Origin of the sequence: Halomonas sp. BMC6, from assembly GCF_964204995.1 — a bacterium.
Classification (GTDB): domain Bacteria; phylum Pseudomonadota; class Gammaproteobacteria; order Pseudomonadales; family Halomonadaceae; genus Vreelandella.
The window spans coordinates 2,488,637-2,515,078 of record NZ_CAXNSH010000001.1; the positions used below are offsets into that span (position 1 = coordinate 2,488,637).

The 26,442-nt window shown below is 57.3% G+C and carries 22 protein-coding genes; 13 read left to right on the top strand and 9 right to left on the bottom strand.

Features of this window, described 5'->3' with window-relative positions; translation table 11 throughout:
- The first annotated feature begins 60 nt into the window (after positions 1–60).
- The 3 genes from lon (at position 61) to AB6K10_RS11930 (ending at position 4,881) form a co-directional block, all read left to right on the top strand.
- On the top strand, positions 61–2,487 hold the full coding sequence (gene lon, locus AB6K10_RS11920) for an endopeptidase La (protein WP_339118803.1): 2,427 nt from the start codon (positions 61–63) through the stop codon (positions 2,485–2,487).
- Positions 2,488–2,679: 192 nt separating this feature from the next.
- Positions 2,680–2,952, top strand: a complete 273-nt coding sequence (locus AB6K10_RS11925; RefSeq protein WP_009724302.1) for an HU family DNA-binding protein — start codon at positions 2,680–2,682, stop codon at positions 2,950–2,952.
- A 111-nt stretch (positions 2,953–3,063) separates the two neighbouring features.
- Entirely contained in the window at positions 3,064–4,881 is a 1,818-nt protein-coding gene (locus tag AB6K10_RS11930) for a SurA N-terminal domain-containing protein (RefSeq protein ID WP_339118804.1), read from the top strand.
- Between the two features lie 81 nt (positions 4,882–4,962).
- On the opposite strand, the gene AB6K10_RS11935 is transcribed toward AB6K10_RS11930, so the two are convergent.
- Entirely contained in the window at positions 4,963–5,733 is a 771-nt protein-coding gene (locus tag AB6K10_RS11935) for a UDP-2,3-diacylglucosamine diphosphatase (protein WP_339118805.1), read from the bottom strand.
- Between the two features lie 14 nt (positions 5,734–5,747).
- The gene (locus AB6K10_RS11940) at positions 5,748–6,248 is read right to left on the bottom strand and encodes a peptidylprolyl isomerase (RefSeq protein ID WP_253016490.1); all 501 of its coding nucleotides are present in this window, start codon (positions 6,246–6,248) and stop codon (positions 5,748–5,750) included.
- A gap of 156 nt (positions 6,249–6,404) precedes the next feature.
- Here AB6K10_RS11940 and AB6K10_RS11945 point away from each other — a divergent pair, with 156 nt between their 5' ends.
- The 10 genes from AB6K10_RS11945 to AB6K10_RS11990 all read left to right on the top strand — a co-directional run bounded on the left by AB6K10_RS11945 (position 6,405) and on the right by AB6K10_RS11990 (position 18,920).
- Positions 6,405–8,084, top strand: coding sequence for a glutamine--tRNA ligase/YqeY domain fusion protein (locus tag AB6K10_RS11945; RefSeq protein WP_339118806.1), 1,680 nt, complete (start codon positions 6,405–6,407; stop codon positions 8,082–8,084).
- 11 nt (positions 8,085–8,095) lie between these two features.
- Positions 8,096–9,481 (top strand): cysteine--tRNA ligase, encoded by a 1,386-nt coding sequence (gene cysS, locus AB6K10_RS11950; protein ID WP_339118807.1) that lies wholly within the window; start codon positions 8,096–8,098, stop codon positions 9,479–9,481.
- Between the two features lie 105 nt (positions 9,482–9,586).
- Positions 9,587–10,510: an ABC transporter substrate-binding protein gene (locus AB6K10_RS11955; RefSeq protein ID WP_159342046.1), complete on the top strand. Its 924-nt coding sequence runs from the start codon at positions 9,587–9,589 to the stop codon at positions 10,508–10,510.
- A gap of 3 nt (positions 10,511–10,513) precedes the next feature.
- Complete coding sequence (locus AB6K10_RS11960; RefSeq protein WP_339118808.1) at positions 10,514–11,713, top strand: ABC transporter permease; 1,200 nt, start codon at positions 10,514–10,516, stop codon at positions 11,711–11,713.
- Positions 11,710–12,675: an ABC transporter ATP-binding protein gene (locus tag AB6K10_RS11965; RefSeq protein ID WP_339118809.1), complete on the top strand. Its 966-nt coding sequence runs from the start codon at positions 11,710–11,712 to the stop codon at positions 12,673–12,675. The genes AB6K10_RS11960 and AB6K10_RS11965 overlap by 4 nt, the downstream gene beginning before the upstream one ends.
- Positions 12,665–13,441, top strand: coding sequence for an ABC transporter permease (locus AB6K10_RS11970; RefSeq protein ID WP_339118810.1), 777 nt, complete (start codon positions 12,665–12,667; stop codon positions 13,439–13,441). Before AB6K10_RS11965 ends, AB6K10_RS11970 begins: the two co-directional genes overlap by 11 nt.
- 134 nt (positions 13,442–13,575) lie before the next feature.
- Positions 13,576–14,778, top strand: coding sequence for a thiamine pyrophosphate-dependent dehydrogenase E1 component subunit alpha (locus tag AB6K10_RS11975; protein WP_339119620.1), 1,203 nt, complete (start codon positions 13,576–13,578; stop codon positions 14,776–14,778).
- 1 nt (position 14,779) lies between these two features.
- Complete coding sequence (locus tag AB6K10_RS11980; RefSeq protein WP_339118811.1) at positions 14,780–15,757, top strand: transketolase C-terminal domain-containing protein; 978 nt, start codon at positions 14,780–14,782, stop codon at positions 15,755–15,757.
- A 17-nt stretch (positions 15,758–15,774) separates the two neighbouring features.
- Positions 15,775–17,031 carry a 2-oxo acid dehydrogenase subunit E2 gene (locus AB6K10_RS11985; protein WP_339118812.1) on the top strand — a complete coding sequence of 419 codons (1,257 nt, stop codon included), beginning with the start codon at positions 15,775–15,777 and terminating at the stop codon, positions 17,029–17,031.
- A 17-nt stretch (positions 17,032–17,048) separates the two neighbouring features.
- Positions 17,049–18,920 (top strand): protein kinase, encoded by a 1,872-nt coding sequence (locus tag AB6K10_RS11990; protein ID WP_339118813.1) that lies wholly within the window; start codon positions 17,049–17,051, stop codon positions 18,918–18,920.
- 9 nt (positions 18,921–18,929) lie between these two features.
- Here AB6K10_RS11990 and AB6K10_RS11995 read toward each other — a convergent pair whose 3' ends face one another.
- The 7 genes from AB6K10_RS11995 to AB6K10_RS12025 all read right to left on the bottom strand — a co-directional run bounded on the left by AB6K10_RS11995 (position 18,930) and on the right by AB6K10_RS12025 (position 26,254).
- Positions 18,930–19,532, bottom strand: a complete 603-nt coding sequence (locus AB6K10_RS11995) for an ABC-type transport auxiliary lipoprotein family protein (RefSeq protein WP_339118814.1) — start codon at positions 19,530–19,532, stop codon at positions 18,930–18,932.
- Positions 19,529–20,470 carry an MlaD family protein gene (locus AB6K10_RS12000; protein WP_339118815.1) on the bottom strand — a complete coding sequence of 314 codons (942 nt, stop codon included), beginning with the start codon at positions 20,468–20,470 and terminating at the stop codon, positions 19,529–19,531. The genes AB6K10_RS11995 and AB6K10_RS12000 overlap by 4 nt, the downstream gene beginning before the upstream one ends.
- 5 nt (positions 20,471–20,475) lie before the next feature.
- On the bottom strand, positions 20,476–21,279 hold the full coding sequence (locus AB6K10_RS12005) for an ABC transporter ATP-binding protein (RefSeq protein WP_089675199.1): 804 nt from the start codon (positions 21,277–21,279) through the stop codon (positions 20,476–20,478).
- Positions 21,280–21,296: 17 nt separating this feature from the next.
- Positions 21,297–22,409, bottom strand: coding sequence for an ABC transporter permease (locus AB6K10_RS12010; RefSeq protein ID WP_339118816.1), 1,113 nt, complete (start codon positions 22,407–22,409; stop codon positions 21,297–21,299).
- A gap of 82 nt (positions 22,410–22,491) precedes the next feature.
- Positions 22,492–23,313, bottom strand: coding sequence for an IclR family transcriptional regulator (locus tag AB6K10_RS12015; RefSeq protein ID WP_253503752.1), 822 nt, complete (start codon positions 23,311–23,313; stop codon positions 22,492–22,494).
- Positions 23,314–23,455: 142 nt separating this feature from the next.
- Entirely contained in the window at positions 23,456–24,664 is a 1,209-nt protein-coding gene (locus AB6K10_RS12020; RefSeq protein WP_339118817.1) for a 3-oxoadipyl-CoA thiolase, read from the bottom strand.
- A gap of 57 nt (positions 24,665–24,721) precedes the next feature.
- Positions 24,722–26,254 (bottom strand): 3-hydroxyacyl-CoA dehydrogenase, encoded by a 1,533-nt coding sequence (locus AB6K10_RS12025; RefSeq protein ID WP_253016468.1) that lies wholly within the window; start codon positions 26,252–26,254, stop codon positions 24,722–24,724.
- Between the last annotated feature and the right edge of the window lie 188 nt (positions 26,255–26,442).

The window sequence follows — 26,442 nt, forward strand, 5'->3', positions numbered from 1 at the left end:
CTGTGAGGTACTTGGCTAAGTACCGTTCAAGTACTCATCCGAATTTGAGGAACGTCTGCGATGCAGCAGAACGCCGATCAGACACAATGTCTACCCCTGTTGCCATTGCGGGATGTCGTAGTGTACCCGCAAATGGTTATTCCGCTTTTTGTTGGTCGTGAAAAGTCCATTCAGGCCCTGGAAGCCGCAATGGAAGCCGACAAGCGTGTACTGCTGGTGGCTCAGCGAGAAGCCTCACAGGATGATCCTGACAATGCGGACCTCTACGCGATGGGGACCGTTGCTGACATCATGCAGCTGCTGAAACTGCCAGATGGTACCGTCAAGGTTTTGATCGAGGGCAGCTTCCGCGCTGATGTCATCGATATCGAAGAAAACGAGGCGGGCTACACCCAAGCGCATTTAACGCCGCGTGCAAGCGAGCCGCTCACCAGCCGTGAGCAGGAGGCGCTGGTGAGAGTGCTGCTGAATCAGTTCGAGCAGTACGTCAAACTCTCCAAGAAAGTCCCCAACGAAGTGCTGAACTCGCTCTCCGGCATCGAAGATCCGAGTCGGCTGGTGGATACCATCTGCGCCCACCTGTCGCTGAAAATTGGTGACAAGCAGGAGCTGCTCGAGATGGATCGCGTACGTGACCGTATCGAGCACTTGATGGCGCTGATCGAGTCTGAAATCGATCTGCTCCAGGTAGAAAAGCGCATCCGCTCGCGTGTCAAAGAGCAGATGGAGAAAACGCAGCGCGAGTATTACCTTAACGAGCAAATGAAGGCCATCCAGAAAGAGATGGGTGAGCTGGATAACGTGCCCAATGAGGCAGAAAAGTACGAACAGGCGATCAAAGAGTCTGGCATGCCCAAAGAGGCATCTGAAAAAGCGACGCAAGAGCTCAACAAGCTCAAGATGATGGCGTCGAACTCTGCTGAGGCGACCGTGGTGCGTTCGTATCTGGACTGGCTCATCGCCGTGCCGTGGAAAAAACGCACGCGGGTCAAGCATGACTTGGTCAAAGCACAAGAAGTGCTCGACGCGGATCATTACGGTTTGGAAGAGGTCAAGGCGCGCATTCTTGAGTACCTGGCAGTCCAAAAGCGCGTGCGAAAACTGAAGGGGCCGGTGCTTTGTTTGGTGGGGCCGCCTGGTGTGGGGAAAACCTCTTTGGGGCAGTCCATTGCCCGTGCGACCAATCGTAAGTATGTTCGCCTGGCGCTGGGTGGCGTGCGCGATGAGTCGGAGATTCGTGGCCATCGTCGTACCTACATTGGTTCGCTCCCCGGTAAGCTGATGCAGCGCATGAGTCGTGCCGGTGTGAAAAATCCGCTGTTCCTGTTGGATGAAGTGGACAAGCTGGGAATGGACCATCGGGGAGATCCCGCCTCCGCGCTGCTGGAGGTGTTGGATCCCGAGCAGAACAGTAGCTTTAGCGACCATTACCTCGAGCTGGACTACGATCTCTCCGAGACGCTGTTTATCTGCACGGCGAACTCGATGAACATTCCAGGCCCGCTGCTGGATCGTATGGAGATCATCCGCCTGCCCGGCTACACCGAAGATGAGAAGCTGGCCATCGCCAAGCGCTACCTGCTGCCAAAACAGCTGGAAGCCAACGGTTTGGAAGAGCAAGAGTTGGCACTCGATGACGATGCGCTACTGGAGCTCGTGCGCTACTACACTCGTGAAGCGGGTGTGCGGGAGCTCGAACGTCAAATCGCCAAAGTGTGTCGCAAGGTACTGCGCGAGCGCCTTGAAGCCGAGCGCACCTCGAAAGACAAAGCCGGTAGCAAGCTGCAGGCTCCGCAACTCTTGTCTGCCGATCAGATCGAAACCTATGCGGGTGTCCGTCGCTACAGCTACGGTTTGGCAGAGCAAGAAGATCAGGTAGGCCGAGTCACCGGCTTGGCATGGACGTCCGTGGGCGGCGAGCTGCTCAATATCGAATCGGTCGTCACGCCAGGAAAAGGTCGCATCAATAAAACCGGCTCTTTGGGCGATGTCATGAAAGAGTCGGTGAGTGCTGCTCAGACGGTGGTCAAGGCGCGAGCCGATGCCTATGGTATCGACCCTCAGCGTTTCGAGAACGAGGACCTGCATATCCACGTGCCTGAAGGTGCAACGCCCAAAGATGGGCCTAGCGCGGGTATCGCCATGGTGACAGCCATTGTCTCGGCCTACACGCAACGCCCGGTACGCTGCGATGTGGCCATGACAGGTGAGGTCAACCTCCGGGGCGAAGTGCTGCCGATTGGTGGTCTAAAGGAGAAATTGCTGGCGGCCCGGCGGGGTGGTATAAAGACCGTCCTAATCCCTGAGGAAAATCGTCGAGATCTCAAGGAAGTACCGGAGAATATCAAAGGAGCACTTGATATTCGTCCCGTACGGTGGATAGATGACGTGCTGGCGGTTGCGCTGGCGGAGAACGTGACCGAAGGGGCCACGCTAAAAGGCGCCGATAAGTCGTTCAGTACAAATGCTGTTGCAAGCACCCATTAAGCATTAAAGCACCTTCCGCTTTAATTTTACTTAATAAATTTGCCCAATGCCTTGAGCAGCGGGCATTTCACGGCCCGGTCGCTTGACAGGTGTTTCAAGGCATTGCTATAAAACGCAGCTATGCTTTGAGGTTGATGCACTCGGTGACCGTGCCGTTCAGAGCCATTTTTTGAAACAGTTAAGGGGTGAAGTGTGAATAAGTCCGAGCTGATTGAAGCTATTGCCGCGTCTGCAGATATTCCGAAAGCAGCGGCAACCCGCGCATTGGATGCCATGGTGGAGTCTGTCACCGATAGCCTCAAAAAAGGCGAGAGTGTTTCTCTGGTCGGTTTTGGTACTTTCGCAATCAAAGAGCGTGCTGCACGTACCGGCCGTAACCCGCAAACGGGCCAGCCCATCGAAATCAGCGCCGCCAAAGTACCCAGCTTTAAAGCCGGTAAAGCGCTGAAAGACGCCGTCAACTAATTGGCACGCGTTTGCTGTAACCTAATGGGCGCATCGCATCCGCGATGCGCCCATGTTCTTTTCTGGCCCGATGATTTGGGCAATAGATGGCTTTGATGATCTGAGGCTAGCATGCTGCAAAGTATACGAGATGGCTCCAGAAGCTGGGGTGCCAAGATAATTATCGGTCTCATGGTGGCGGCCATGGCACTGTTTGGCGTGGAATCGCTGTTTAGCGTGTTTGGTAGCGACCCCAACGAAGTCGCCAGCGTGAATGGTGAACCCATTATGCGCCAAGACGTCGAGCTGGGCGTTCAGCGTGCACTGCGTTCTGGCCAGGTGCCGCCCGAGCAAGAGCGAGCGCTGCGCAATGACATGCTCGACCAGCTCATTACCCAAACCTTGCTGACCCAATACGCCGAAGACGGCGGTTTTCACGTCTCCGATGCACAGTTGGATCAAATGATCGTCAGCCTGCCGGAGTTTCATGACCAAGACGGGCGTTTTTCGGCCGAGCTGTTCCGTAACCGTCTCGCTGGCGCCGGTTACACGCCACTCTCATTTCGAGAAGAACTGAGAGTCGATATCAAACGTCAGCATTTACAGCAGGGGCTTGCGTTTAGCGATTTCAGTCTACCCAGTGAAGAGCAGCGCTTGGCCGATCTGCAGCGTCAGCAGCGCGATTTTCGCTACGTTATGCTGAATGCAGAAGATGTCGAGATCGACGTCAACGTCACCGACGAACAGATGCAGGCGTACTACGATGCCAACCAGTCACGTTTCGAGCGTCCTGAACAGGTGCGCGTCGAGTACGTGTTGATCGATCGCCAAGCTATGGCGGACGACGTCGAGGTGGACGAGCAGGCGCTTCGGGAAGCGTGGCGCGAGCAGAACCAAAGCGCTGACCGTCGTGTATCACACATCATGGTGACCTTCGGCGATGAGCGGATTCGCGAAGAAGCTGAAGCGCTGGCGAGCGAAGCGCTTGCGTCATTGGAAGAGGGCGAAAGTTTTGCGGATACCGCGGCGCGCTACTCGGACGATACGGCCAGTGCCGAGGACGGTGGCGATCTTGGCGTCATTAGCCGTGGTTTTTTTGGTGATGCCTTCGATGAAGCGGCGTTTTCTCTGGGCGTAGGCGAGACCTCTCAGTTAGTAGAAATGGACGGTGCTTTCCACATTCTTCGGGTAACCGAACTGGCAGGCCCATCGTTTGAAGAGCAGCGCGATGCGCTGGCACAGGACGTAGCACTCAGCAGTGTCAACGACGAATTCAACGAGCAAGTGCAGCGCCTGATCGACGAGAGCTTTGCTGCCGACGACCTGCAAAGTGTCGCTGATGATCTCGGCCTGACGCTCGAGCGAACGGAATGGATCGCCCGTGGTGAAGGAGAAGGTGTACTGTCTGAGCCCGGCGTTCTGGATGAAGCTTTCAGTGCAGACGTGCTGGAAGAGGGCTACAACAGCGAAGTAATCGAACTCGATAATGATCGACGTCTCGTGCTGCGGGTGGCCGAGCATCGGGACGCGACGGTTCTGCCCTTGGAAGCCGTTCGCGAGGAAGTCGAGCAGGCTGTTGCGGCTCAGCAGCGCCAAGAAGCACTTCAGGCCCAGGCCGCAGAGCTAATTGCTTCCCTGCGGGAAGGTGAGAGTGTCGAGCTGGAGTGGCTGGAAGCCAATGACGTGTCGCGTCAGTCGGACACCACGCTGCCTCAATCGCTGGTGGGTGAAGTCTTCCGTATGCCTCGTCCAGACGAGGGCGAAAGCGTTTACCGTGCCGTCAACATGCCGCAAGGGGTGGCTGTCGTTGCGCTTGACGACGTTTCCGCTGGCGAGGTGGATGAGCAAATGACGGCGTTCGTGGCCCAAATGGCCGAGCAGCTTCGTGCTCAATCGGTCATCCAGGGTTTGATTGACGACTTGCGTAGCGAGGCGGAGATCGAGCGCTAGGGCATAGCCCCGCGTTGGAGGAACGCCATAGAAAAAAGCCGATCGATTCGATCGGCTTTTTTATGTCGCGATGAGTGCAGGTTAGGGCGGAGCGTTGAGTGGAAACTGCCGCAATACGGGTTCGGCGTGACGCTCGTCAGAGCGCTCCACTACCACATCCCAGCCGTGTTCGCTGTCCCAGTCACCTAGTACGAAGCGTTTGGCAGGCACGTCTTCCACAGTGAGGTCGTGTACGTTGGGCCGGTGAGTATGACCATGAATCATGGTCGATACGCCGCAACGTTCCATAAGTGCCACGACTTCGTCTTGGGTGACGTCCATGATGTCGTCGGCTTTGCCCGCATTGGCATCACCTGACTGCATGCGCAAGCTTTTGGCAAGCTCCAATCGCTGCTCCAATGGCAGCGAGAGAATCTGATGCTGCCACTGCTCGCTTCGCGACTGAGCGCGAAACGCCATGTAAGCTTCGTCTTTGGTACACAGGCTGTCGCCGTGAAGAATAACGGCGGGGACACCTTGCAGTTCGACTTCTTCACTGTCTGGCAGCAGAGTGGCACCGCAGCCGTTGATGAAGCGCTCACCCAGCAAAAAATCGCGGTTGCCATGAATGAAATAGATGCTAGTGCCCGCGTCACTGAGTACACGTAGCCGTTGAATGACGTTATGGGCCACGGCGCTCAACGGATGCGGCGTGTCCAGCAGGTCGTCGCCAATCCAGGCATCGAAAAGATCGCCCAGAATGTAGAGCGCGTCTGCACCTTGAGCGGTTTGTTCCAAGTAACGGTAAAACCCCTGATTGATCTCAGGGGTATCGTGACTTAGATGCATATCAGCGATGAGCAGAGTACGCATAAAGCTCCCAACGGTTATTCCGCTTCCTTCACGTAGGCGCGTTCGATGATGACGTCTTCTGCGGGAACGTCAGCATGCATGCCGCGACGTGTGGTGCTCACACCTTTAATGGCGTTGACCACGTCCATACCATCGACGACCTCTCCAAACACCGCGTAGCCCCAACCTTGCAGGCTTTTGCCGCTATGGTTGAGGAAGCTGTTATTACCGACATTGATAAAGAACTGCGCCGTGGCGGAGTGGGGGTCTTGCGTACGGGCCATGGCCAGCGTGCCGATAGTGTTTTGCAAACCGTTGTCAGCCTCGTTTTCGATCGGATCGCGTGTCGGCTTTTGGTTGAACTCTTGGTCGAAACCGCCGCCTTGAATCATGAAGCCATCGATGACCCGGTGAAACAGCGTGCCGTCGTAAAAACCGTCGCGCACGTACTGTTCGAAATTCGCCGCAGTGGCCGGGGCTTTTTCATGATTAAGCGCAATGGTGATGTCACCGTGGTTCGTCTGTAATACGATCATGGATAAATTCCTGTTCAATAAAGGCGTTCGCCTTGGCGCTGTGCATCGGCGTCACGTTATAATAGCGGTTTTGCTCGGCACCGCGAAGCGCAAACCCCGATTGCCTTCGTATCGTGTGCCCAGCACGCCATCCACCATGAGGTTATCAACACCACCATGACCAACGAGACCACCCCAGCGCCGAACTTCATTCGCAACCAAGTACGCGACGAGATAGCGGGCGGCCAGGTCACCAAAATCGTGACGCGCTTTCCCCCGGAGCCCAACGGCTTTTTGCATATCGGCCACGCCAAGTCGATCTGTTTGAATTTCGGGTTGGCAGAGCAGTTGGGTGGTGAGTGTCATCTGCGCTTTGACGACACCAACCCGGCGAAAGAAGAGCAGGCGTACATCGACGCCATCAAAGAAGACGTTAGCTGGTTGGGCTTTGAATGGGCCGGTCCGGTGCGCTTCGCTTCCGACTACTTCGATCAGCTCTACGCCTGGGCCCAACACCTGATTCGCGAAGGGAAAGCCTATGTGGATGATCTCTCCCCGGATGAGATTCGTGAATATCGAGGCACTCTGACCGAGCCCGGCAAGCCGAGCCCTTACCGTGAACGCAGCGCCGACGAGAACCTGGACCTTCTTGAGCGGATGCGCAACGGTGAGTTTGGTGAAGGCGAAAAAGTACTGCGCGCCAAAATCGATATGGCGTCGCCCAACATCAATTTGCGCGATCCGATTTTGTACCGGATTCGTCATGCTCATCACCACCAAACTGGTGATAAGTGGAAAATCTACCCCTCGTACGATTTTACCCACGGCCAGTCGGATGCCATCGAGGGCATTACCCACTCCATCTGTACGCTGGAATTTGAAGACCATCGCCCGCTGTATGAGTGGTTCTTGAATAACCTGCCGGTGCCTGCAAAACCGCGTCAGATCGAATTTGCCCGTCTCAATCTCGACTACACGCTGACCTCCAAGCGTAAGCTGAAGCTGTTGGTGGATGAGCAGATCGTCGATGGTTGGGATGACCCACGGATGCCGACCATTTCCGGTATGCGTCGCCGTGGCTATACGCCCGCTTCGATTCGTAAATTCTGTGAAATGATCGGCGTGACCCGCTCCGACGGTGGTTTGGTGGATATCGCCATGCTGACCCACGCCATCCGCTCAGATTTGGAAGATAACGCACCCCGCGCCATGTGCGTGCTCAAGCCGTTGAAAGTGGTACTGACCAACGTGGCGGAAGACCACGAAGAGGTCTACGAGGTGCCAGGCCACCCGGCGCGTGACGACATGCCCATGCGGAAGGTGCCGTTTGGGCGTGAACTCTACATCGACCAAGACGATTTCATGGAAGACGCACCGAAGAAATTCTTCCGCCTAGCACCGGGCAAAGAAGTGCGTCTGCGCAACAGCTACGTCATTCGCTGTGATGAAGTGATCAAAGACGATGCAGGTGAGATTGTTGAGCTGCACTGCTCCGTGGACTTCGACACCCTGGGTAAAAACCCGGAAGGCCGCAAGGTGAAGGGCGTGATTCACTGGGTCAGCGCTGCCCATGGTGTACCGATGGAAGTCCGCCTGTACGACAACCTGTTTATGGTCGAGCAACCCGACCGCGATAAGGATGTCGACTTCCTGGAGCACCTGAACCCCGAGTCGCTGGTGGTATGTGAAGCCATCGGCGAACCAAGTTTAGCCAGTGCAGCTCCAGAAGATCGCTTCCAATTCGAGCGAGTAGGTTACTTCTGCGCCGATCGTCACGCCTCGACGGCTGAGCACCTCGTGTTCAACCGCACCGTCGGTCTGAAAGATAGCTGGGCGAAAATCAAACAGAAGGGTTAAGGAAACGTCATATGCATATTTACAATACGCTGACACGCCGCAAAGAGCCTTTTAGCCCGTTAGTGGCTGGTAAGGTCAGCATGTACGTTTGCGGTATGACGGTGTATGACTACTGTCACCTCGGCCACGCCAGGGTGATGGTGGCCTTTGACGTGATTACCCGCTACTTGCGCCACCGCGGTTACGACGTGACCTACGTGCGCAATATCACGGACATCGACGATAAAATCCTCAAACGGGCCGAGGAGAACGGCGAAACCATCAGCGCGCTCACCGAGCGCATGATTGCCGCAATGCACGAGGACGAGGCGCGACTGAACGTGTTGCCGCCTAGCCAGGAGCCACGGGCGACGGGCCACATTGGCGATATCGTTGCCATGATCGAAACGCTCATCGAAAAAGGGTTTGCCTACGCAGCGGACAATGGTGACGTTTATTACCGAGTGCGTAAATTCGCCGACTACGGCAAATTGAATAACCGTCAGTTGGATGACATGCGCTCTGGTGCACGGGTCGATGTGGATGTGCACAAAGAAGACCCGCTGGATTTCGTGCTTTGGAAAGCGGCCAAGCCGGGTGAAGCCCACTGGCACTCTCCCTGGGGAGACGGGCGACCGGGTTGGCACATCGAGTGTTCCGCGATGTCGACCTGCTGTTTGGGCGATACCTTCGATATCCATGGTGGCGGGCCGGATTTGACCTTCCCCCATCATGAAAACGAGATTGCCCAATCGGAAGCGGCGACAGGGAAAACCTACGTCAATACCTGGATGCATGCCGGAGCCGTTCGCGTCAACCAAGAGAAGATGTCCAAATCATTGGGTAACTTCTTCACCATCCGCGACGTGCTTGACGAGCATGATCCAGAAGTGGTGCGCTACCTGTTGGTGGCAAGCCACTATCGCAGCGCCATCAATTACTCGGTGGACTCCCTGGTCGAAGCGCGTAAGTCGCTGACGCGGCTTTATACGGCATTAGATGGCGTGAACGCTGACGAGCAGGCAGCCGCCAGCGATGCCGCGGAGCGCTTTACCGCGGCAATGGACGACGACTTCAACACGCCTGTCGCCTTGGCCGCGCTATTCGACTTGGCCCGCGATCTCAACCGAGCGAAAAGCGATCAGCCGGCAGAGGCACCGCGTTTGGCTGGTGAGTTAAAGCGCTTGGCCGGGGTGCTGGGACTACTGCAGCAAACGCCACAAACGTTCCTGAAAGGTGCCCAGCAGCAGGTAGCGCTAAGTGAGGAGGAGATCGAAGCGAAAATCGCCGAGCGGTATGCAGCGAAAGCCAGCAAGGATTTTGCCCGCGCTGATGCTATTCGTGACGAGTTGGCAGCGCTTGGCATCATTCTTAAGGACTCCCGGGAAGGAACCACCTGGGTGATCGAAGCGCCTTAATCGCGCGCCTGGGTCAGACGTCGTTAACGCGGCGTCTGACTTCAACGCAGCAGGCTCTTATACTGAAACGATACGCCCTAGACGCTCATTGAAAAGGATGACCCCATGCGCTCACTGTACACACCTTCGTTGGCTGCCTGTCTATCGACGGTAGCCTTTTCTGTCGCCACACTCTCCACCGCCAGTGCTAACGACCCTGTGGTGGTCTCTTCCAAGATCGATACCGAAGGGTCCGTCCTGGGCGAGTTGATCATCCAGACGCTGGAGCGTAACGGGATTCCCACCGAAGATCGCCTGCAACTGGGGGGCACCAGCGTGGTACGCAGCGCCCTGCAAGCAGGCGAGATCGACCTTTACCCCGAGTACACGGGGAATGGCGCGTTTTTCTTCGACATGACCGATAGCCCGGTGTGGAACAGCGCAGAAGAGGCGTATCAAACCGTTAGCGAACGTGATGCTGAACAGGGCTTGATCTGGCTCCAGCCTGCCAGTGCCAACAATACGTGGGCCATGAGCATTCGTCAGGACGTGGCCGAGGCCAATGATTTGGTGACGCTGGATGATCTGGCCGCGTATCTTGCCGACGGCGGGGAGTTCAAATTTGCTGCCAGCGCCGAATTTGTCGAATCTGCCCAGGCGCTACCTGCTTTCCAAGACGCCTACGGCTTCGAGTTGAGCGATGACCAACTGCTGGTGCTTTCTGGTGGCAATACCGCGGCGACGATGCGTGCAGCGGCTCAGCAAACCAGCGGTGTCAACGGTGCCATGACCTACGGGACCGACGGTGGTTTGAGCGCGTTAGGGCTTGTCGTCCTCGAAGACTCCAAAGGCGTCCAGCCGGTGTATCAACCCGCCCCCGTGGTGCGTGAGGAAGTACTGAACGCTTACCCTGAAATGGAAGCGGTGCTGAATGAAGTATTCGCCACGCTCGACCTCGTCACGCTTCAAGAGCTCAACGCAGATGTCGCGGTGAATGGCTTCTCGCCGGATCAGGTCGCCAGTGACTACCTTGACGGCCTGGATGACTAATGGATGTCGTTAATCGACGCTTTGCCATCGCCATCGTTTAAACGACGCCCTTGGTACCCGAATGTTGTGCTGTTGTGCCTAAGCGTTGCCATGGTGGCTGCCGCTTGGCTGTTGAGCTTCGTGAGTGTTGCCCCTAATCGCATCGTTTCCGGTACCACCTTTGGCATCGTCGACGCTATTCGTTGGCCAGGGGCGATACTCGTGTCGCTGCTCTTTGTTGCCATGACGGCTCTGGCCTGCGTCCCCAGCCCCCGACACTACCGGGCGATACTGGGTCTTATCACACTCACCTTGCTACTCATGCCATTTGGCTTGATGGTAGCTGGGCATTGGCTGGTCGACCCTTCACTACCCCAGGCCCGGCTTGGCATAGGTCCGGCCTATTGGTCCGTGCTTTTCGTATTACTGCTCTGTTTGGTAGAACTGCGACTGCGCTTGGGATTGTCGCGCTGGTGGCCCACGCTACTGCTGGGAGGGGTAGGCGTGGCTTGGTGGGGGTGTGCGGCACTCTGGCTGGATCACCTTGCGCTCGTGCAGGAGTTTCAGGCGCGCGAGCAGCAGTTTTATCAGGCGGTGGGACAACACATTGCGCTGGTGAGCACCGCCGTAGGCGTCAGCGTGGTGTTGGGGATGTCGTTAGCGATGCTGATGCGTCGCTATCAGCGCCTGCAAAAAGTCGCCTTTACGCTGCTGAACTTTTTACAAACCATCCCCAGCTTGGCGCTCTTTGGACTGTTGCTAGCGCCCCTGGCTTGGTTGGCAGCGAACGTACCGACTCTGGCGGCATTAGGGGTGAGCGGTATTGGTAACGCGCCCGCGTTGATCGCGCTCATAGCCTACAGCCTGCTTCCGATGGTACGTAATACCTACATCGCCCTCGAAGAGGTGAGCGAGGACACATTGCAAGCCGCTAAAGCCATGGGCATGCGTACGAGCCAGCGTTTTTGGCAAGTGCGTTTTCCGCTGGCGCTTCCCGTACTGTTAGAAGGCGTGCGTATTACTTCCGTTCAGGCCGTCGGGTTAACCGCTGTGGCCGCGCTGATCGGGGCCGGTGGTTTGGGTACGTTCATTTTTCAAGGGCTGGGTCAAGCCGCCATGGATATGGTGCTACTGGGCGCGCTGCCCATTCTAATCTTGGCACTAATGGTGGATGCAGGGTTAGGCGCGTTGGCAGACGCGCTGCGTCCCGGAGGACAGGAATGATCGAGCTTTCCCACGTTTTAAAACAGTTTGGCGACGACACCGCCGTGGATGACATCACGCTACGGGTCGCAAAAGGAAAGTTCTGTGCGCTGGTGGGGACCTCTGGCTGCGGTAAATCCACCACGCTGCGTATGATCAACCGGCTGATCGATCACAGCAGCGGCGACATCATTTTGGATGGCCAAGCGATCGAGCAGTACGATCCGGTGAAATTGCGTCGTCGAATTGGCTATGTGATCCAGAGTACTGGGCTGTTTCCTCATTGGAGCGTTGCACGCAATATTGGATTGGTGCCTCGGCTGCTGAAGTGGCCCGCCGCCGAGATTTCCGCTCGAGTTGAAGAGCTGATGGGGCTTTTGGGGCTGCCGGTAGACGAGTTCGCTCATAAATATCCGCATCAACTCTCGGGAGGACAAGCTCAGCGAGTGGGTGTCGCCCGTGCGCTTGCCGCTGATCCCGACATTCTGCTTATGGATGAACCCTTTGGCGCTCTGGACCCCATCACCCGGGAAAAACTTCAGGATGAGCTGGCCAAGTTGCAGGCTCGGCTGCACAAAACCATCGTCTTCGTGACTCATGATATGGACGAAGCGCTGCGGTTAGCCGACCAGCTGGTCGTCATGCGCGATGGCCGCATCGTTCAGCAAGGCACGCCGCTGGCGCTGTTGCAGCATCCTGCTGATCCCTTTGTCGAGTCGCTGCTGGGTGGCCTTGAGCGGGGCTTGAAGCAGGCAGCGTTGACCAGAGTGAAAGATCACATGACCTCGCTTGGTCCGACGCTGCCCGCGCAATCGCGGATTCCTGCCGATTTCACGCTGCGACAAGCGCTTTCCATGATGCTACGTGATCACTGTGACCGCTTGACGGTCGTAGACCAAAACGACGTGCCGATCGGCGAGCTCTCTCTGCGCCGCATCGTCAAAGAAGCGCAGCTGGATAAGGTGAGCCAACGTGACGCGTAAGTTAGCTTCCGTCAGTCAGCTCAACGCGGTTAGCGTGCAGTGGTTTCTTCCGCTCATCTGGGCCGTGTTGCTGGCCGTGTGCATCGTTGGCATGCCGGGCCTCGAGAGTATGTTTCGCTGGGTGGAGACGGATGCCAGGCAGGTCATCTACGAGCGCGCGGCGCTGTATGAACTGTTGGGACGCCATGTCTTGGTGGTCGGGGTGGCGGCGGCAGTGACCATCGTGGTGGGGGTAGCGGCGGGCATTGCCGTCACTCGCGAGCAAGGGCGTGATTTTTTGCCGCTGGTAGGGCAGTTGGCATCGTTGGGACAAACGTTTCCACCGGTGGCCGTGTTGGCCTTAGCCGTTCCGGTGCTCGGCTTTGGTACGCTCCCTATCATCGTTGCCCTCATGCTCTACGGGCTGCTGCCGATCGTGCGTAATACGCTGGCCGGTATCAATGATGTCGACCCGACTATCAAACAAGCGGCACAAGCCATGGGCATGACGCCTTGGCAAGTTCTGCGCCAAGTCGAACTTCCGTTGGCGGCCCCCGTCATCCTCGCAGGCGTTCGGACGTCGGTCACGATCAATATTGCCACGGCTGCTCTGGGCGCTACCGTAGGCGCGAGTAACCTAGGCGATCCGATCATTGCCGGGATCGTCAACGGCAACGTGGCCTACGTACTGCAAGGAGCGCTGCTGATTGCGCTGCTGGCGCTGTGTGTAGACAGCGCTTTTAACGTGTATCAGCAGCACTTGCGTCAGCGTCTCTCTGCGTCTTAAGTTGAATCCCTAAACCGCTTGCACTGAGTTACTGTCCAAGTGTTGCGTTGACCCGTGTCAGATAAATCCACTGGCACAAACGGTCATCACCGACAACACTGCCCTCAAAAGGGGTAAAAACAAGGACAATAATGATGACTCAGTACGTACACCAGCCGTCTTTCATGACCGGCGATGAATTCTCCATCGAGACCTTTTGTCTGCTGAACCCGGATGGAGAACTCTACGAAGGCGCAAAAGAGCCCCCGCTAACGCGAGAACACGCGCGTAAGCTCTATCAGGCCATGTTGGCCACTCGCATTCTCGATGAACGCATGATGGCCGCTCAGCGCCAGGGGCGCCTCAGCTTTTACATGCAGTGCACCGGCGAGGAGGCCGCCGTGGTCGGCGCGACCGCTGCGCTGGATGATGCCGATATGATCATGGCCCAGTACCGTGAGCAAGGTGCTCTAATGTATCGCGGCTTCTCGATCGACGAGTTTATGAATCAGCTGTTTGGCAACGAGCTCGACTACGGTAAAGGTCGCCAAATGCCGATTCACTACGGCTCCCGTAAGCTGCACTACATGACTATCTCTTCCCCGCTAGCGACTCAGATTCCCCAAGCCACCGGTTACGCCTATGGCCAAAAGCTGGCCGGTGAAGGCCACTGCACGTTGACCTTTTTTGGCGAAGGTGCAGCCTCAGAAGGGGACTTTCACGCCGCGCTTAATATGGCCTCGGTGCATCAGGTGCCGGTGATTTTTTTCTGTCGCAATAACGGCTATGCCATCTCGACGCCTGCCACTGAACAGTTTGCCGCCGATGGTATTGCTCCCCGTGCGTTTGGTTACCATATGCACGTGATACGCGTGGATGGAAACGACGCGTTGGCCGTCTTCGAAGCGACACGGCAAGCCCGGCAAATTGCGATCAAGCAGAACCAACCGGTGCTGATCGAGGCGATGTCCTATCGCTTGGCCGCTCACTCTTCCTCGGATGATCCCTCGGGCTATCGTGCTAAAAGCGAGGAGGAAGCGTGGCGCGTCAAAGACCCTCTGCTTCGGATGCAGCGCTGGATGGCGAAGAAAGGGTGGTGGAGCGATGAGGAAGAAGCCAGCCAACAAGAGACCTTGCGTCGTGAGGTGCTGGAAACCATGAAGCGTGCCGAAAAGCGCCCGCCGCCGCCACTGGAGTCGCTGATCAGCGACGTGTATGCCGATGTGACGCCAGCGCTGCAGCGGCAGTTGGATCAGCTCAAGCGCCACATTCGTCGCTATCCCGATGCTTATCCGCGCGGTGCACAATCCCTAGATCTGACCCTTTCGTCAGCCGACGATCGTCAGGGGGAGGCGTAAGATGACGACCATGAACATGCTTCAGGCGATCAACAATGCGCTAGATATCGCCATGGCAGAAGACGAAAAAGTGATCTGCTTTGGCGAGGACGTGGGTGTCTTCGGTGGTGTTTTTCGTGCCACCAGCCATCTGCAGGAGAAGTACGGAAAAGCGCGCTGCTTCAACACGCCACTAGTGGAGCAAGGCATCATTGGCTTTGCCAACGGGCTGGCTGCACAGGGGGCGGTGCCTGTCGCCGAGATTCAATTTGCGGACTACATTTTCCCTGCCTTTGACCAAATCGTGAACGAGACCGCCAAGTTTCGCTATCGCTCGGGGGATCTCTTCAACGTCGGTGGGCTCACCATCCGTACGCCTTACGGCGGTGGCATTTCCGGCGGCTTATACCACTCTCAATCGCCGGAAGCCTACTTTACCCACACGCCGGGCTTAAAAGTGGTGGTACCGCGCAACCCCTATCAAGCCAAAGGGCTGCTGCTGGCGGCGATTCGTGACCCCGACCCCGTGCTTTTTTTAGAGCCAAAACGGCTCTATCGTGCCGCCGTAGGTGAAGTGCCCGATGAAGATTACCAACTGCCAATTGGTGAAGCAGAAGTGATCAAAGAGGGCACCGATATTACCCTGGTGGGCTGGGGCGCGCAGATGGAAGTGATCAGTAAAGCCGCCGAGCTTGCCGAAGAGCAGGGCATTGCCTGCGAGGTCATCGACCTGCGCTCGCTGCTGCCCTGGGATGTGGATACCGTGGCAGAGTCGGTATTCAAAACCGGCCGTATGATTGTTAGCCATGAAGCGCCGCTCACCGGCGGTTTTGCCGGTGAAATTGCCGCAACGATACAGGAGCGCTGTTTTCTCTATTTGGAATCGCCGATTACCCGGGTCACCGGGCTGGATACGCCTTTCCCGCTCGTGCTGGAGAAAGAGTACTTGCCCGACCACCTGAAAATTTTTGAAGCGATCCGCGAAAGCGTGAACTTTTAGCGCCAGGGAGAACAGCCATGAGTGATTTTTTACTGCCAGATATCGGTGAAGGCATCGTTGAGTGTGAAGTGGTGGAGTGGCGTGTGGCCGAGGGCGACACCATCGAAGAGGATCAGCCGATTGTCGAAGTGATGACCGACAAGGCACTGGTGGAAATCACCGCGCCCGAAGCCGGGACGGTCACCAAGCTGTATGTGGCCCAGGGGAAGATTGCCAAGGTTCACGCGCCGCTTTATGCCTACCAAACCACCGGTCAGACGAACAACGATACTGCTACTATCGAACAGGCGCCTTCAGTGCCGCCCAGCAGCGACGCGATGGCCGCGGATGAAGATAATGTTAGCCAGCCGCCTAACAACCAAGCCGTTGTCCCGGCGCCCTCAAGCAAAGTGCCCGCTAGCCCTGCGGTGCGCCGCTTAGTACGCGAGCATAGCCTAGCCCTGTCGGATATCTCAGGCAGTGGCAAAGATGGCCGAGTACTGAAAGAAGACGTGCTAGCGCACCTCAACTCGCCAGCGGTATCTAACCAAACGGCCAGTGTTTCGATGCCTTCAAGCACAGGCTTAGCACCCTCAAAAGTAGAGCCGCTGCGCGGCGTTCGGGCGGTGATGGCCAAGCGCATGGTAGAGGCCGCTAGTACCATTCCTCATTTTCACTACGGTGAAGAGATTGATGTCACTGAGCTGTTGGCGCTGCGCGAGCGGCTCAAGCCGCAGGTAGAGGCGAAGGGCGAACGGCTCACTCTGATGCCGTTCTTTATGAAAGCGATGGCGCTGGCCGTGGCGGAGACGCCGATCATCAATGCACAGTTAAACAGCGAAGCCAACGAGCTGAGCTACTACGACCAGTGCAATATCGGCATGGCGGTGGATAGCAAAGCGGGGCTGCTCGTCCCGAACGTAAAAGGTGTCGAGCGGTTGTCCCTATTCGAGATTGCCAAAGAAGTCGGCAGGTTAACCCATGCAGCACGGGAAGGGCGTGTGGAGCAGGCGGATTTAAAGGGCGGCACCATCAGCATCTCCAACATTGGTGCACTCGGGGGAACCTACGCCGCGCCGATTATTAATGCGCCGGAAGCGGCCATAGTGGCCATTGGCAAAACCCAGTGGCTGCCGCGCTTTGATGAGCACGGGGGGGTGCAGCGCCGGGCGATATTGACGGTCACCTGGACAGGCGATCATCGCTTTATTGATGGTGGCACTATCGCCCGGTTCTGCAACGCCTGGAAAGGCTTTCTGGAAGCGCCGGAAAGCATGCTTCTGCACTTGGCGTAACCGTGTAGGCACTTGTAATGAGCCAGGCACCGCTGCAGCAGTTTTACATACCCGAAGAGCAGTCGATCTACCTGCTAAGCCATCACGATGCGCGAAAGCTAAAAGACTGGGTAGCGCTGTGTCAGGCACAGCTTGCCCAGTTGGGCTATTCGAATATCGAGCTGATTGGTAAGGGAGCTTACGGGTTTGTGTTTGCGGGTAGCGCTTGGCAACAAGGCGTCAAAACGCACTACGTGTTCAAGTTTTCACGCATTACGCTGCCCACCCATTTACAAGAACGCCTCGAAGAGGAGGCGTTCATGCTCGATCAGGTATCGCACCCCCGAATTCCCAAGCTCATTACCTACCAGCGCGCCCGCGGCCAGTCGATTTTGGTCATGGAGCGTGCGCCTGGCTGGAACCTGGAGCAAGTGTCGCTCAAGCAGGGAAAGCTCCCACCACGATTGATCGTGCGCATTGCTGCACAGTTGGCAGACATCCTACAAGCACTGCGTCGTGAAACAGGCCCGAACGCGCGGCCGGTGGTACATGGCGACATTAAACCCTCTAATCTGGTCTTTGACGCCACCTGCGAGGCCATTGCGCTGATTGACTGGGGCTCGTCGGTGTTTGCCCAGTTGGATGAAACGCTGCAGTTTGTTGGCGCCAACGTGATGGAGCTGATGTCCGACAATCTTCAGCAAACCAATGCTCGGCTGGGCGATGTCTACTTTATTGGCGAAGAGCAGCTTAATGGGGCGCTCTCGTCGCCACGGTTCGATGAGCAGGGGGCGGCAGGTACGCTCTATGCGCTGGCCTCGGCGCAGTCCTGCCGTTTTGGCCATCGAGCAATTCCGGCCAGCTCATTGGGGTTGCCCATCGAGTTCGCGCGCACGCTGGATGGCATGCTCGACCCCGACCCACAGGTGCGGCGTAAAGCGGGGGATTACTTTATTCGTGAAATGCCGCGCATGGCGAAGCTGGTCATGGTTGACCTTCCAAGCGCCCTCCAAACGCCGCTAGTGCCCGTATGGGGAAAAGGTCTGCGTCGCCCGGCTAGCCAAGAGATTGATACCGTGGTGTACAGCTCACGAAAGGCGTTTTTACGCGAGGCAAGCGCTGAAGAGACGTTAAACGACGTTAACGATGTGCAGCTTGATCGCTACTACAAACAGTTTATGCAGGGCATGGGAGAAACCGAAAAAGCCTTTTTGGCCTCGGTGAGCCGGTTGGGCAAATACCCGGTCGTCGGCGGTTTAGCGGTGCGCTGGGAGCGGGAGGGTGTTTATATCGATTCGTCGCTCAACCTGCATGACCCAGCGCTAAAGCCCGCGTTTATCGAAGCGGTGAATAACATGGTGCACTTAGCACGGGCCATTCATCGCCAGGGGGTATTTAAAAGCTGCCTGTTCAATGCCCGCCAAACGCTGCACTTAGAGCGTGCTAGCCCTGAGGAGGCGTTTCAATGCCAGCCAGAGATGGCGATTAATTACGAAGTAAGCGCGGTGCCGGAAATGGAGGATCGCACCCGGCAGCATAGCTACTTTGAAGATGGCCCGGACCCAGAAGAGCTATTGGTGCTGCCGGATACCATTATGCAGCTGCTGCAGCGGCTCAATGAGATCCACCATACTGGCATGATCATCTTTGAAGCGCTGCCCAAACATCTCAAAATCCATAGCTACTATCGGCTGCTCGACCCTCAACGCGAGCAGGAGTTTCGGAGCCTACTGAGCCGAATGTTGGCCGCTGTCAGTCAAATCGAGGGGCTGGGCGTGTCGGGGTTTATGAAGATGCCCTACAAAGACACGCGCTTTTTTACCCACTTAGAACGACAGCCAGAGCACTTCTACCCCAAAGATCCAAAAGAGTATGTTAGAAAAAGCGCCTTGCCCGCGCCGCCGCGCTAAGCGGCACTGTTAATCCGGCGCGTTTGTGATTAGCCAGCTCGCCAACTGTTCGGTCAATCGGTCGGTGGCGCTACCAAAGGCGTTCACCACATCGGGTATCTCCGTGCTTGCCGCACGCTCCCGAATCGCGAAGCTGGTGGAGGCCACGGGCTGTTGGTCCGCGCCGAGTAATTGGACGTCCAACTGCAGGTTAACGCTTGGCGGAGAGGTGTCATACTCGCTCTGGAAGTGGCGCAGCTCGCTTAATAGCAGCAAGTCGTGAGGTAGCCGGTCGCTGCTCACATTGGCGAAAAGCTCTTGCTGCTGAAGGCCTGCAATCAGCTGGGCCTGCAGCATGTCCGGCGCATCTTCATGCCAGCGAGCACCCTCATACACATTGACCACATTGCCTTCAGGAAACACCACGATACGATTGCTGCTGAGCAGGTGGCCCGCTTCTGGTGTAGCGATACCCAGTCGCTCTGGCTGCGTGATGGTGGCAGGGTCGCTCTGCATCGTGGTAGCAGGCAAGCGATACAGCGTCGATGGCGCTTTCTCCGGTAAAATAGAGCAGCCCGAAAGGGTAAGTAAGGCACTTAGAAAAAAGCCGTTACGTAAAGCATGCATGTTCATGGGCGGAACTCCTCTACTTGGTCGCGGCCTAGGAAAAAGTCCGTGGGGCTCTCCTCAAGCTCCCGTGTAATGCGGTCGAGGGTGGCGAGTGTCGAGCGTAACGCCGCTAGGGCCGGGGCAATGTCGCGAGTGCTTTGTAGAGTGCTTTCGACAGCACCCGCGTTATCGTTCACCAACTGTTCTATCCGCTGGGCAGCGCTGGCAACATTGCGGCTGGCGCTCTCTGCGCTGCGCATCACCTGCTGACCCTCCTGGCTCAGCAAGCGGTTCGCCTCTAGGCTAAGCGATTCGATACTTTCAAGCGTGGTGGAGGCTTGGCGTGACACATCGCCAAAGAGCGCCATGTTTTCATCCAGGGCAGACTGCTGAGAGGCAATCATCTCGGTGATTTGGGCAATATTGGTCAGGATATTGCCTGCTTGCTCACGATTATTGTCATTGAAGAGTTCGTTCACACTCTGCAAAATCGCGTTGAGGTTTTCGACCATCTCTTCGCCTTCGTCAAACAGCGTAGCAATAGGCGACGGGTCGGCTTTAATAAAAGGCGTATCGTCGCTGCTCTGCGCTAGCAAGCGTTGGCTTTCTGGGGTGCCGCCATAGAGCTGCACGGACATACTGCCGGTAATGCTGGCAAAGGCTAGCTTTGCGCGGGTATCCACTTTAATCGGAGTGTCTTCATACACGCGAATAAGTGTGATCACTTGGCGTGGGTCGTCAGGATTGAGGGAAAGCTCGGTAACATCGCCCACTTCAATGCCGTTGTACTGCACCTTGCTGCCCACTGAGAGGCCGCTGACGCTGCGCTCGAACAAAATGCGGTAGGGTTGATAGTCGCGTTGGCCAGCCGCATAGCTCATCCAGAGCGCAAACAGCAAGGCGGCAGCGGCCGTCAGCACGGTAAACAGGCCAATCAAAATATGGTGCGCTCGGGTTTCCATGTGCGTCACTCCTGAGAAGAGGTTGGGCCAGCAGAGCGCTGTGCAGCGCGTCCACGCGGTCCATTAAAGTAATCCTGTACCCACTCGTCGTCCGTTTTTGCGACGTTTTCCAGGGTATCCACCACCAGAACGCGCTTTTGCGACAGCACCGCGACCCGGTCACAGGCCGCATAGAGGGTATCGAGGTCGTGGGTGACCAAAAAAACGCTAAAGCCCATTGCATCGCGCAGCGTGACCAGCAGTTGGTCAAACGCGGCGGCCCCAATGGGGTCGAGTCCTGCGGTAGGCTCATCGAGAAACAAAATATCCGGGTCCAGGGCCAGTGCCCTGGCAAGCGCGGCACGTTTCACCATGCCCCCAGAGAGCGATTCTGGAAATTGTCGGGCGGCATGAGGGGGCAGGCCTACCAGCGAGAGCTTGATACGCGCCAGATACTCGGCCTCTTGCCGAGAGAGTTTGGCGTGCTCGATAAGCGGCAGCGCAACGTTTTCTTGCAGGTTGAGCGAACTAAATAGCGCCCCACGCTGAAAGAGCACCCCAAAGCGCCGCTCGACTTGGCTGCGTTGGGACTCACTTAACTCATTTAACCGCTGGTTCAGCACTTCTACTGTGCCGTCATTTGGCCGCTTTAAGCCCACAATACTGCGCAGTAGAACTGATTTACCGGTACCTGAGCCGCCGACAACGCCGAGAATTTCGCCTCGGTAGAGGGTCAAGTCCAGCCCTTCGTGAACGACGTTGTCGCCAAATCGATTCACCAGCCCCTGCACGCGAATAACCGCTTCCTCGCGCTCGGGCTGTTGAGGCATCTCTGAATATCGCTCGGTCACCAGCCCATCTCCATGAAAAATAACGCCGCTAATGCATCGATGAGAATCACCATGAAGATGGCTTGCACCACACTGGATGTCGTGTGGGCACCCACCGATTGGGCACTGCCGCTAACTTTAAACCCTTCTAGGCAGCCAATGACGGCAATCACAAAGGCAAATACCGGCGCTTTGCTCAAGCCGACCAGAAAATGAGTGACCGACACGTCTTTTTGCAGTGTGGTGATGAACTGACTCACAGAAATATCCAACGATAGGGTGGCTACCACCGCGCCGCCGACGAGGCCGCTCAGCATGCCCACAAACGCCAGCAGCGGTAGGCTGATCAACATCGCCATCACCCGGGGAAGCACTAGCAGCTCAATCGGGTCGAGTCCCAATGTTTTGAGGGCATCAATCTCTTCGTTGGATTTCATCGCGCCAAGCTGGGCGGTAAAGGCGCTGGCAGTGCGGCCCGCCAAAAGTATCGCGGCCAAGAGCACGCCAAATTCCCGTAAAAATGAAAAAGCTACGAGATCAATGGTGTAAACCGTTGCACCGAAATCTTGGAGCACCGTGGCCCCCAAAAACGCCACCACTGCGCCCACCATAAAGGTTAAGAGCGCAACGATAGGCACCGCATTCAAGCCACTTTGCTGAATATGCGCGACGGTGGCGGTAATACGCCAGTGGCGGGGTCGAAACAGAAGTGAGGTAAACGTGGCCAGCACCAAGCCAATGAAAGCCAGTAGCTGGCGCTGCTGAGACCCCAGCGCCACCATTTGCTGGCCCACTGTTGCTAAGGCTTCGCTAATCCGGTTGGGTCGGGGTGGGGGGCTCTCAAGCGGAGCGTCCATAGCCTCGGCAATGCGTATCAGCAAAGCCTGCTGCACCTGGGGAAGATCGCTGGCCCAGTCGCCAATCTGCTTGATTTTTTCAACACCAATCAGCTCAACGATCAGCGCCGCACCGGCGGTATCCAGCCCCTCAAAACCGGGTAGCGACAGCGATGCCGAGCTTAGCTGACCCTGCTGTTGTAGGGCGCGCTTCAGCTCAGCGTAGTGGCGTAGTGTCCATTCGCCGTGCAGCGAGACACGCTCGCCCTGTTGAGTGATCCACTCGTTTGGCATCCCTGCTCCTCAGTGCCTTCACATGCAGTGAAGGCCTATGATACAATCAAACGAGCGTTAGTGAAAGGTAAGCCGTCGTTTCTTAACGTGACGCGCGATACTTGGGGGCCAGCTCCTGCTTAATTTTCGCTGCTACTTCCTTGAGTCTGGGGCCAAGGTTGTTGACCAATCGATCATGATCCAAGCGCAGGCTAGAGCCACCGCAGTTAATCGCCATCACTTCGGCACCATCTTCTAAAATGAGCGGCATGGCCACGGCGCTGATATCCCGCTGCCAATCCTGCTCAGAGAGGCAAAAGCCGTACTCGGCATAGTCGCGCAGGCTCTGCTCAATACCGGCATGAAGGCGCGGCCAATCGCTGCCGTGAAACGCGGCTAGCTCTTGCATTACCTGTTGGCGGCGCTCGTCAGATAATCCGCACAGCCAGGCACGACCAATCGCCGAGGTGGCAATCGGTAGACGAGAGCCAACATCTAAGCGAATAATCAGCGGCCCGTGGCCGTGGCAGGTTTCCAGATACACCATGTCGCTGCGGTCGGCACCGCCCAGGCTCACGTTGCAGTCGGTGGCGTCGGCAAAGTGCTGTAAATGGGGGCGAGCAATTTCGCGAATGCCCATATTGGCCAGAAAGCGGTAACCCAGCGCCAGCACACCCGGCCCGAGGCGGTACTTCTCTAAGTGGCGGTTGTGCTGCAGGTAGCCTAACTGGGTCAGCGTATAGGTTAACCGGGACACCGTGGGGCGCGGGATATGGGTGCGATTCGAGAGCTCTGCATTGCCCAGGTACTCTTCCCCTGTTCCAAAAGCGCGGAGCAGTTCTAACCCCCGCGCAAGCGCGGTGACAAAGTTGCGATCTTTTTCGGGTGATTGCGGCTCATCAGCAGCGGCGTCGGTTGGTTCCATCAAGCGTCTCGGCTAATCAATCATTGAGTGGCAAGTATCGCATACCTGCGCTGGGGCGTTGCAAAGCGCGATAAGAGAGCTTAGTCAACGCTTGGCCTGCGGCGCCTGCCTTAGATACTGTGCTAGCGCCGTAGGTGGGCGGTTAGCTGTCTAGGCGTTCAATGATGGTCGCAATGCCCTGGCCAACGCCAATACACATGGTGACCAGCGCATAGCGCCCGCCGGTGGCTTCTAGCTGGCGCAGCGCAGTGAGCGCCAAACGCGCGCCCGAGGCACCCAGCGGGTGGCCAATGGCAATGGCGCCACCGTTGGCATTAAGGCGCGGGTCGTCGGCGGAAAGCCCTAACTGTTGAACGCAGCCTAACACCTGCACCGCAAAGGCTTCGTTGATTTCAATGACGTCCATCTGCTCCAGCGAAAGGCCAGCCCGAGCCAGCGCTTTTTGCGAGGCGGGTACCGGCCCAAGGCCCATGACGCGGGGGGCAACGCCCGCCACGGCGCTTGCAACGATACGCGCTCGCGGAGCAAGCCCAGCTCGCTCGCCTGATGTCCGCGTGCCGACAATCAGCGCGGCAGCCCCGTCGTTTAATCCAGACGCGTTGCCGGCGGTCACGACACCGCCTTCAAACAGCGCGCCGAGTTTGGCCAGTTTCTCCTCGGTGCTTTCAGCCCGGGGATGCTCATCTTTATCTACCAACAGCGGCGGCTGTTTGCGCCCTTGAGGCACTTCTACCCCAAACATTTCTCCTTCGTAAAAGCCGTTTGCCAGCGCCTTGGCATAGCGCGCTTGCGAGCGGGCGGCAAAGGCGTCGCTGGCCTCGCGGCCAATGTTCAGGTCGTGGGCAATGTTATCGGCAGTTTCCGGCATGCTGTGGCTGCCGTACTCGTTGGCAATCCACGGGTTGGGGAAGCGAGAGCCAATCACGGTATCAAACATCGGCTGATTGCGAGCGTAGGGGGAGTCGGCTTTGCCCAGCACGTAAGGCGCGCGGGACATAGACTCCACGCCGCCAGCCAAAAATAGCTCACCCTCGCCTAAGCGAGCGGCACGGGCGGCATCCATCATGGCGGCTAAGCCACTGCCGCACAGGCGATTAACGGTTTGGCCTGCCACCTCAATCGGCAGGCCCGCCAGCAGCGCACCGTGGCGGGCCACGTTACGGGAATCTTCCCCCGCTTGGTTAGTACAGCCCGCCAACACTTCTTCGTAGCTTTCCGGGGCAAACGGATTACGCGCCACCAGTGCTTTGAGCGTTAAGCCCAGCAGCTCATCCGGGCGAATGGCCGCTAGGCTGCCGCCATGGCGACCGAAAGGGGTGCGTAATCCGTCGTAAATATAGGCGTCTTGCATGGTTATTTTCCTTGTTTGTGTAAGCCTTACTTGAGCCGTAGTTGAAACTGAGGTGTGTCAGCCCGTTGGCCCGTCAGTGAGGGGCATGCCCAGCGCGGCGCGGCGGCGCAGCCACGGGCTAGGGCGATAGCGGGGGTCACCGGTGGCGGCTAATAGGTTGTTCAAAATGGTTAGGATACGCGAAGCGCCGTAATGGTCGCCCATGCGCAGCGGGCCAAATGGGTAGCCCAGGCCAAGTTCCACCGCACGATCAATAGTGGCGGGTGCAGCGACGCCTTGCTGTGCGATATCTGCCCCAACGTTGACGATGCAGGCCACCACGCGCTGCAGTACAAAGCCGGTGCTGTCTTGTAGGGTGCTGACCGGCGTGCCGTCAGCATTCAACAGGCTGGCGGCAGCATTGACTAGTTCGGGGCGGGTAATGGGGGAGACCATCAGGCTGCGGCGCTTATCCAGCCCCGCCAGCATATCCACCGCGACGCACTGCTCGGCATTCAAGCCTTGGCGCAGAGCGCACTGCGTGGTGTCTTCGCCCAGCGGTGTCAGCAGGCACAGCGCTGCTGAGGAGGGCTGATCCGCACTTTCTAGTGGCCAGCCCGCCGTGGCGACCAGTTCGGCAAGCTGGGCGGCGCTGCCAGGGTCGTCTTGGCTGATCCACACGGGGCAAGGCGAGGCTGACGCAATGGCGGGCTCTTCCGGCATCTGCTGCTGGCCATCCACGTAGCGATAAAAGCCCTCACCGGTTTTGCGCCCTAGCAAGCCTGCTGAGAGCCGCTGGCGGGTGAGCGGTGAAGGGCGAAAGCGCGGCTCTTCATAGTACTGGTGGTACACCGACTCCATCACCGCATGGGAAACATCCAGACCCGTCAGGTCCAGCAGGGTAAACGGCCCCATCCGAAAACCACCTTGATCCACCATGATCCGGTCAATGGTGGCGGGGTCGGTCACACTCTCACTCAGAACGCGCAGCGCTTCGGTACCAAAGGCGCGCCCGGCGTGATTGACCAGAAAGCCAGGGGTGTCGGTGGCCTGGGCCGTAAAGTGGCCCATGGCGGTGCCCAAGGCATTGACCCGTTGGGTGACGTCGCTAGCGGTACGTAACCCCGGAATCACTTCCACAATTTTCATCAGCGGGACGGGATTGAAAAAGTGAAAGCCAATCACGCGCTCTGGGTGCTGGCAGGCGGCAGCAATTGCGGTAACAGACAGCGAAGAGGTGTTGGTGGCGAGCACGGCATCCTGGCGAACAATGCCCTCTAAATCGCTAAACAGCCCCTGCTTGGCTTCCAGCTTCTCGATAATCGCTTCAACGACGATATCGCAGGGGGCGAGGGCGGCGAGGTCGCGGGCCTCAATCAATCGCTCGCCGTACTGCTCGGCTTGGGCTTGGGTAATCCGCTGCTTGTCGGCGCTGCGCTGCCATAACCCATTAATAAAGGCAGTCGCTTCCGCCACCGCGCCTTCTTTAACATCAAATAGCATGACGTTCAGGCCTGCCTGCGCGGCGAGCTGAGCAATCCCTCTACCCATGGCCCCCGTGCCGACAATGCCAAGAGTGTTGAACGAATGGGCGACTGCGTCGTTGGACATAGGTCAAAATCCTCGCTGCAAATGTTTGTTGTTCTGCATTGCAAAATAGCATTTCGTTTATTGACTGCCATCCTAGGCTATGCAAAAGTGCCTGACAAGAGAGTGAACGCTAGTTTCGCCATGCAGAATTATTGCAGGCCTCACTGCCCGCGCGAACGCCAACCATAAAAATATCGTTGCTACCAGGA

Excerpts from the sequence above, each read along its gene's own strand:
- AB6K10_RS11985 (WP_339118812.1), top strand. The coding sequence starts at position 15,775 with ATGAGTGATTTTTTACTGCCAGATATCGGTGAAGGCATCGTTGAGTGT.
- AB6K10_RS12025 (WP_253016468.1), bottom strand. The coding sequence starts at position 26,254 with ATGTCCAACGACGCAGTCGCCCATTCGTTCAACACTCTTGGCATTGTC.
- AB6K10_RS12010 (WP_339118816.1), bottom strand. The coding sequence starts at position 22,409 with ATGCCAAACGAGTGGATCACTCAACAGGGCGAGCGTGTCTCGCTGCAC.
- AB6K10_RS12020 (WP_339118817.1), bottom strand. The coding sequence starts at position 24,664 with ATGCAAGACGCCTATATTTACGACGGATTACGCACCCCTTTCGGTCGC.
- AB6K10_RS12015 (WP_253503752.1), bottom strand. The coding sequence starts at position 23,313 with ATGGAACCAACCGACGCCGCTGCTGATGAGCCGCAATCACCCGAAAAA.
- AB6K10_RS11995 (WP_339118814.1), bottom strand. The coding sequence starts at position 19,532 with ATGAACATGCATGCTTTACGTAACGGCTTTTTTCTAAGTGCCTTACTT.
- AB6K10_RS11990 (WP_339118813.1), top strand. The coding sequence starts at position 17,049 with ATGAGCCAGGCACCGCTGCAGCAGTTTTACATACCCGAAGAGCAGTCG.
- AB6K10_RS12005 (WP_089675199.1), bottom strand. The coding sequence starts at position 21,279 with ATGCCTCAACAGCCCGAGCGCGAGGAAGCGGTTATTCGCGTGCAGGGG.
- AB6K10_RS11940 (WP_253016490.1), bottom strand. The coding sequence starts at position 6,248 with ATGATCGTATTACAGACGAACCACGGTGACATCACCATTGCGCTTAAT.
- AB6K10_RS11935 (WP_339118805.1), bottom strand. The coding sequence starts at position 5,733 with ATGCGTACTCTGCTCATCGCTGATATGCATCTAAGTCACGATACCCCT.
- AB6K10_RS11975 (WP_339119620.1), top strand. The coding sequence starts at position 13,576 with ATGACTCAGTACGTACACCAGCCGTCTTTCATGACCGGCGATGAATTC.
- AB6K10_RS11945 (WP_339118806.1), top strand. The coding sequence starts at position 6,405 with ATGACCAACGAGACCACCCCAGCGCCGAACTTCATTCGCAACCAAGTA.
- AB6K10_RS11960 (WP_339118808.1), top strand. The coding sequence starts at position 10,514 with ATGTCGTTAATCGACGCTTTGCCATCGCCATCGTTTAAACGACGCCCT.
- AB6K10_RS11930 (WP_339118804.1), top strand. The coding sequence starts at position 3,064 with ATGCTGCAAAGTATACGAGATGGCTCCAGAAGCTGGGGTGCCAAGATA.
- AB6K10_RS11965 (WP_339118809.1), top strand. The coding sequence starts at position 11,710 with ATGATCGAGCTTTCCCACGTTTTAAAACAGTTTGGCGACGACACCGCC.
- cysS (WP_339118807.1), top strand. The coding sequence starts at position 8,096 with ATGCATATTTACAATACGCTGACACGCCGCAAAGAGCCTTTTAGCCCG.
- AB6K10_RS11955 (WP_159342046.1), top strand. The coding sequence starts at position 9,587 with ATGCGCTCACTGTACACACCTTCGTTGGCTGCCTGTCTATCGACGGTA.
- lon (WP_339118803.1), top strand. The coding sequence starts at position 61 with ATGCAGCAGAACGCCGATCAGACACAATGTCTACCCCTGTTGCCATTG.
- AB6K10_RS11980 (WP_339118811.1), top strand. The coding sequence starts at position 14,780 with ATGACGACCATGAACATGCTTCAGGCGATCAACAATGCGCTAGATATC.
- AB6K10_RS12000 (WP_339118815.1), bottom strand. The coding sequence starts at position 20,470 with ATGGAAACCCGAGCGCACCATATTTTGATTGGCCTGTTTACCGTGCTG.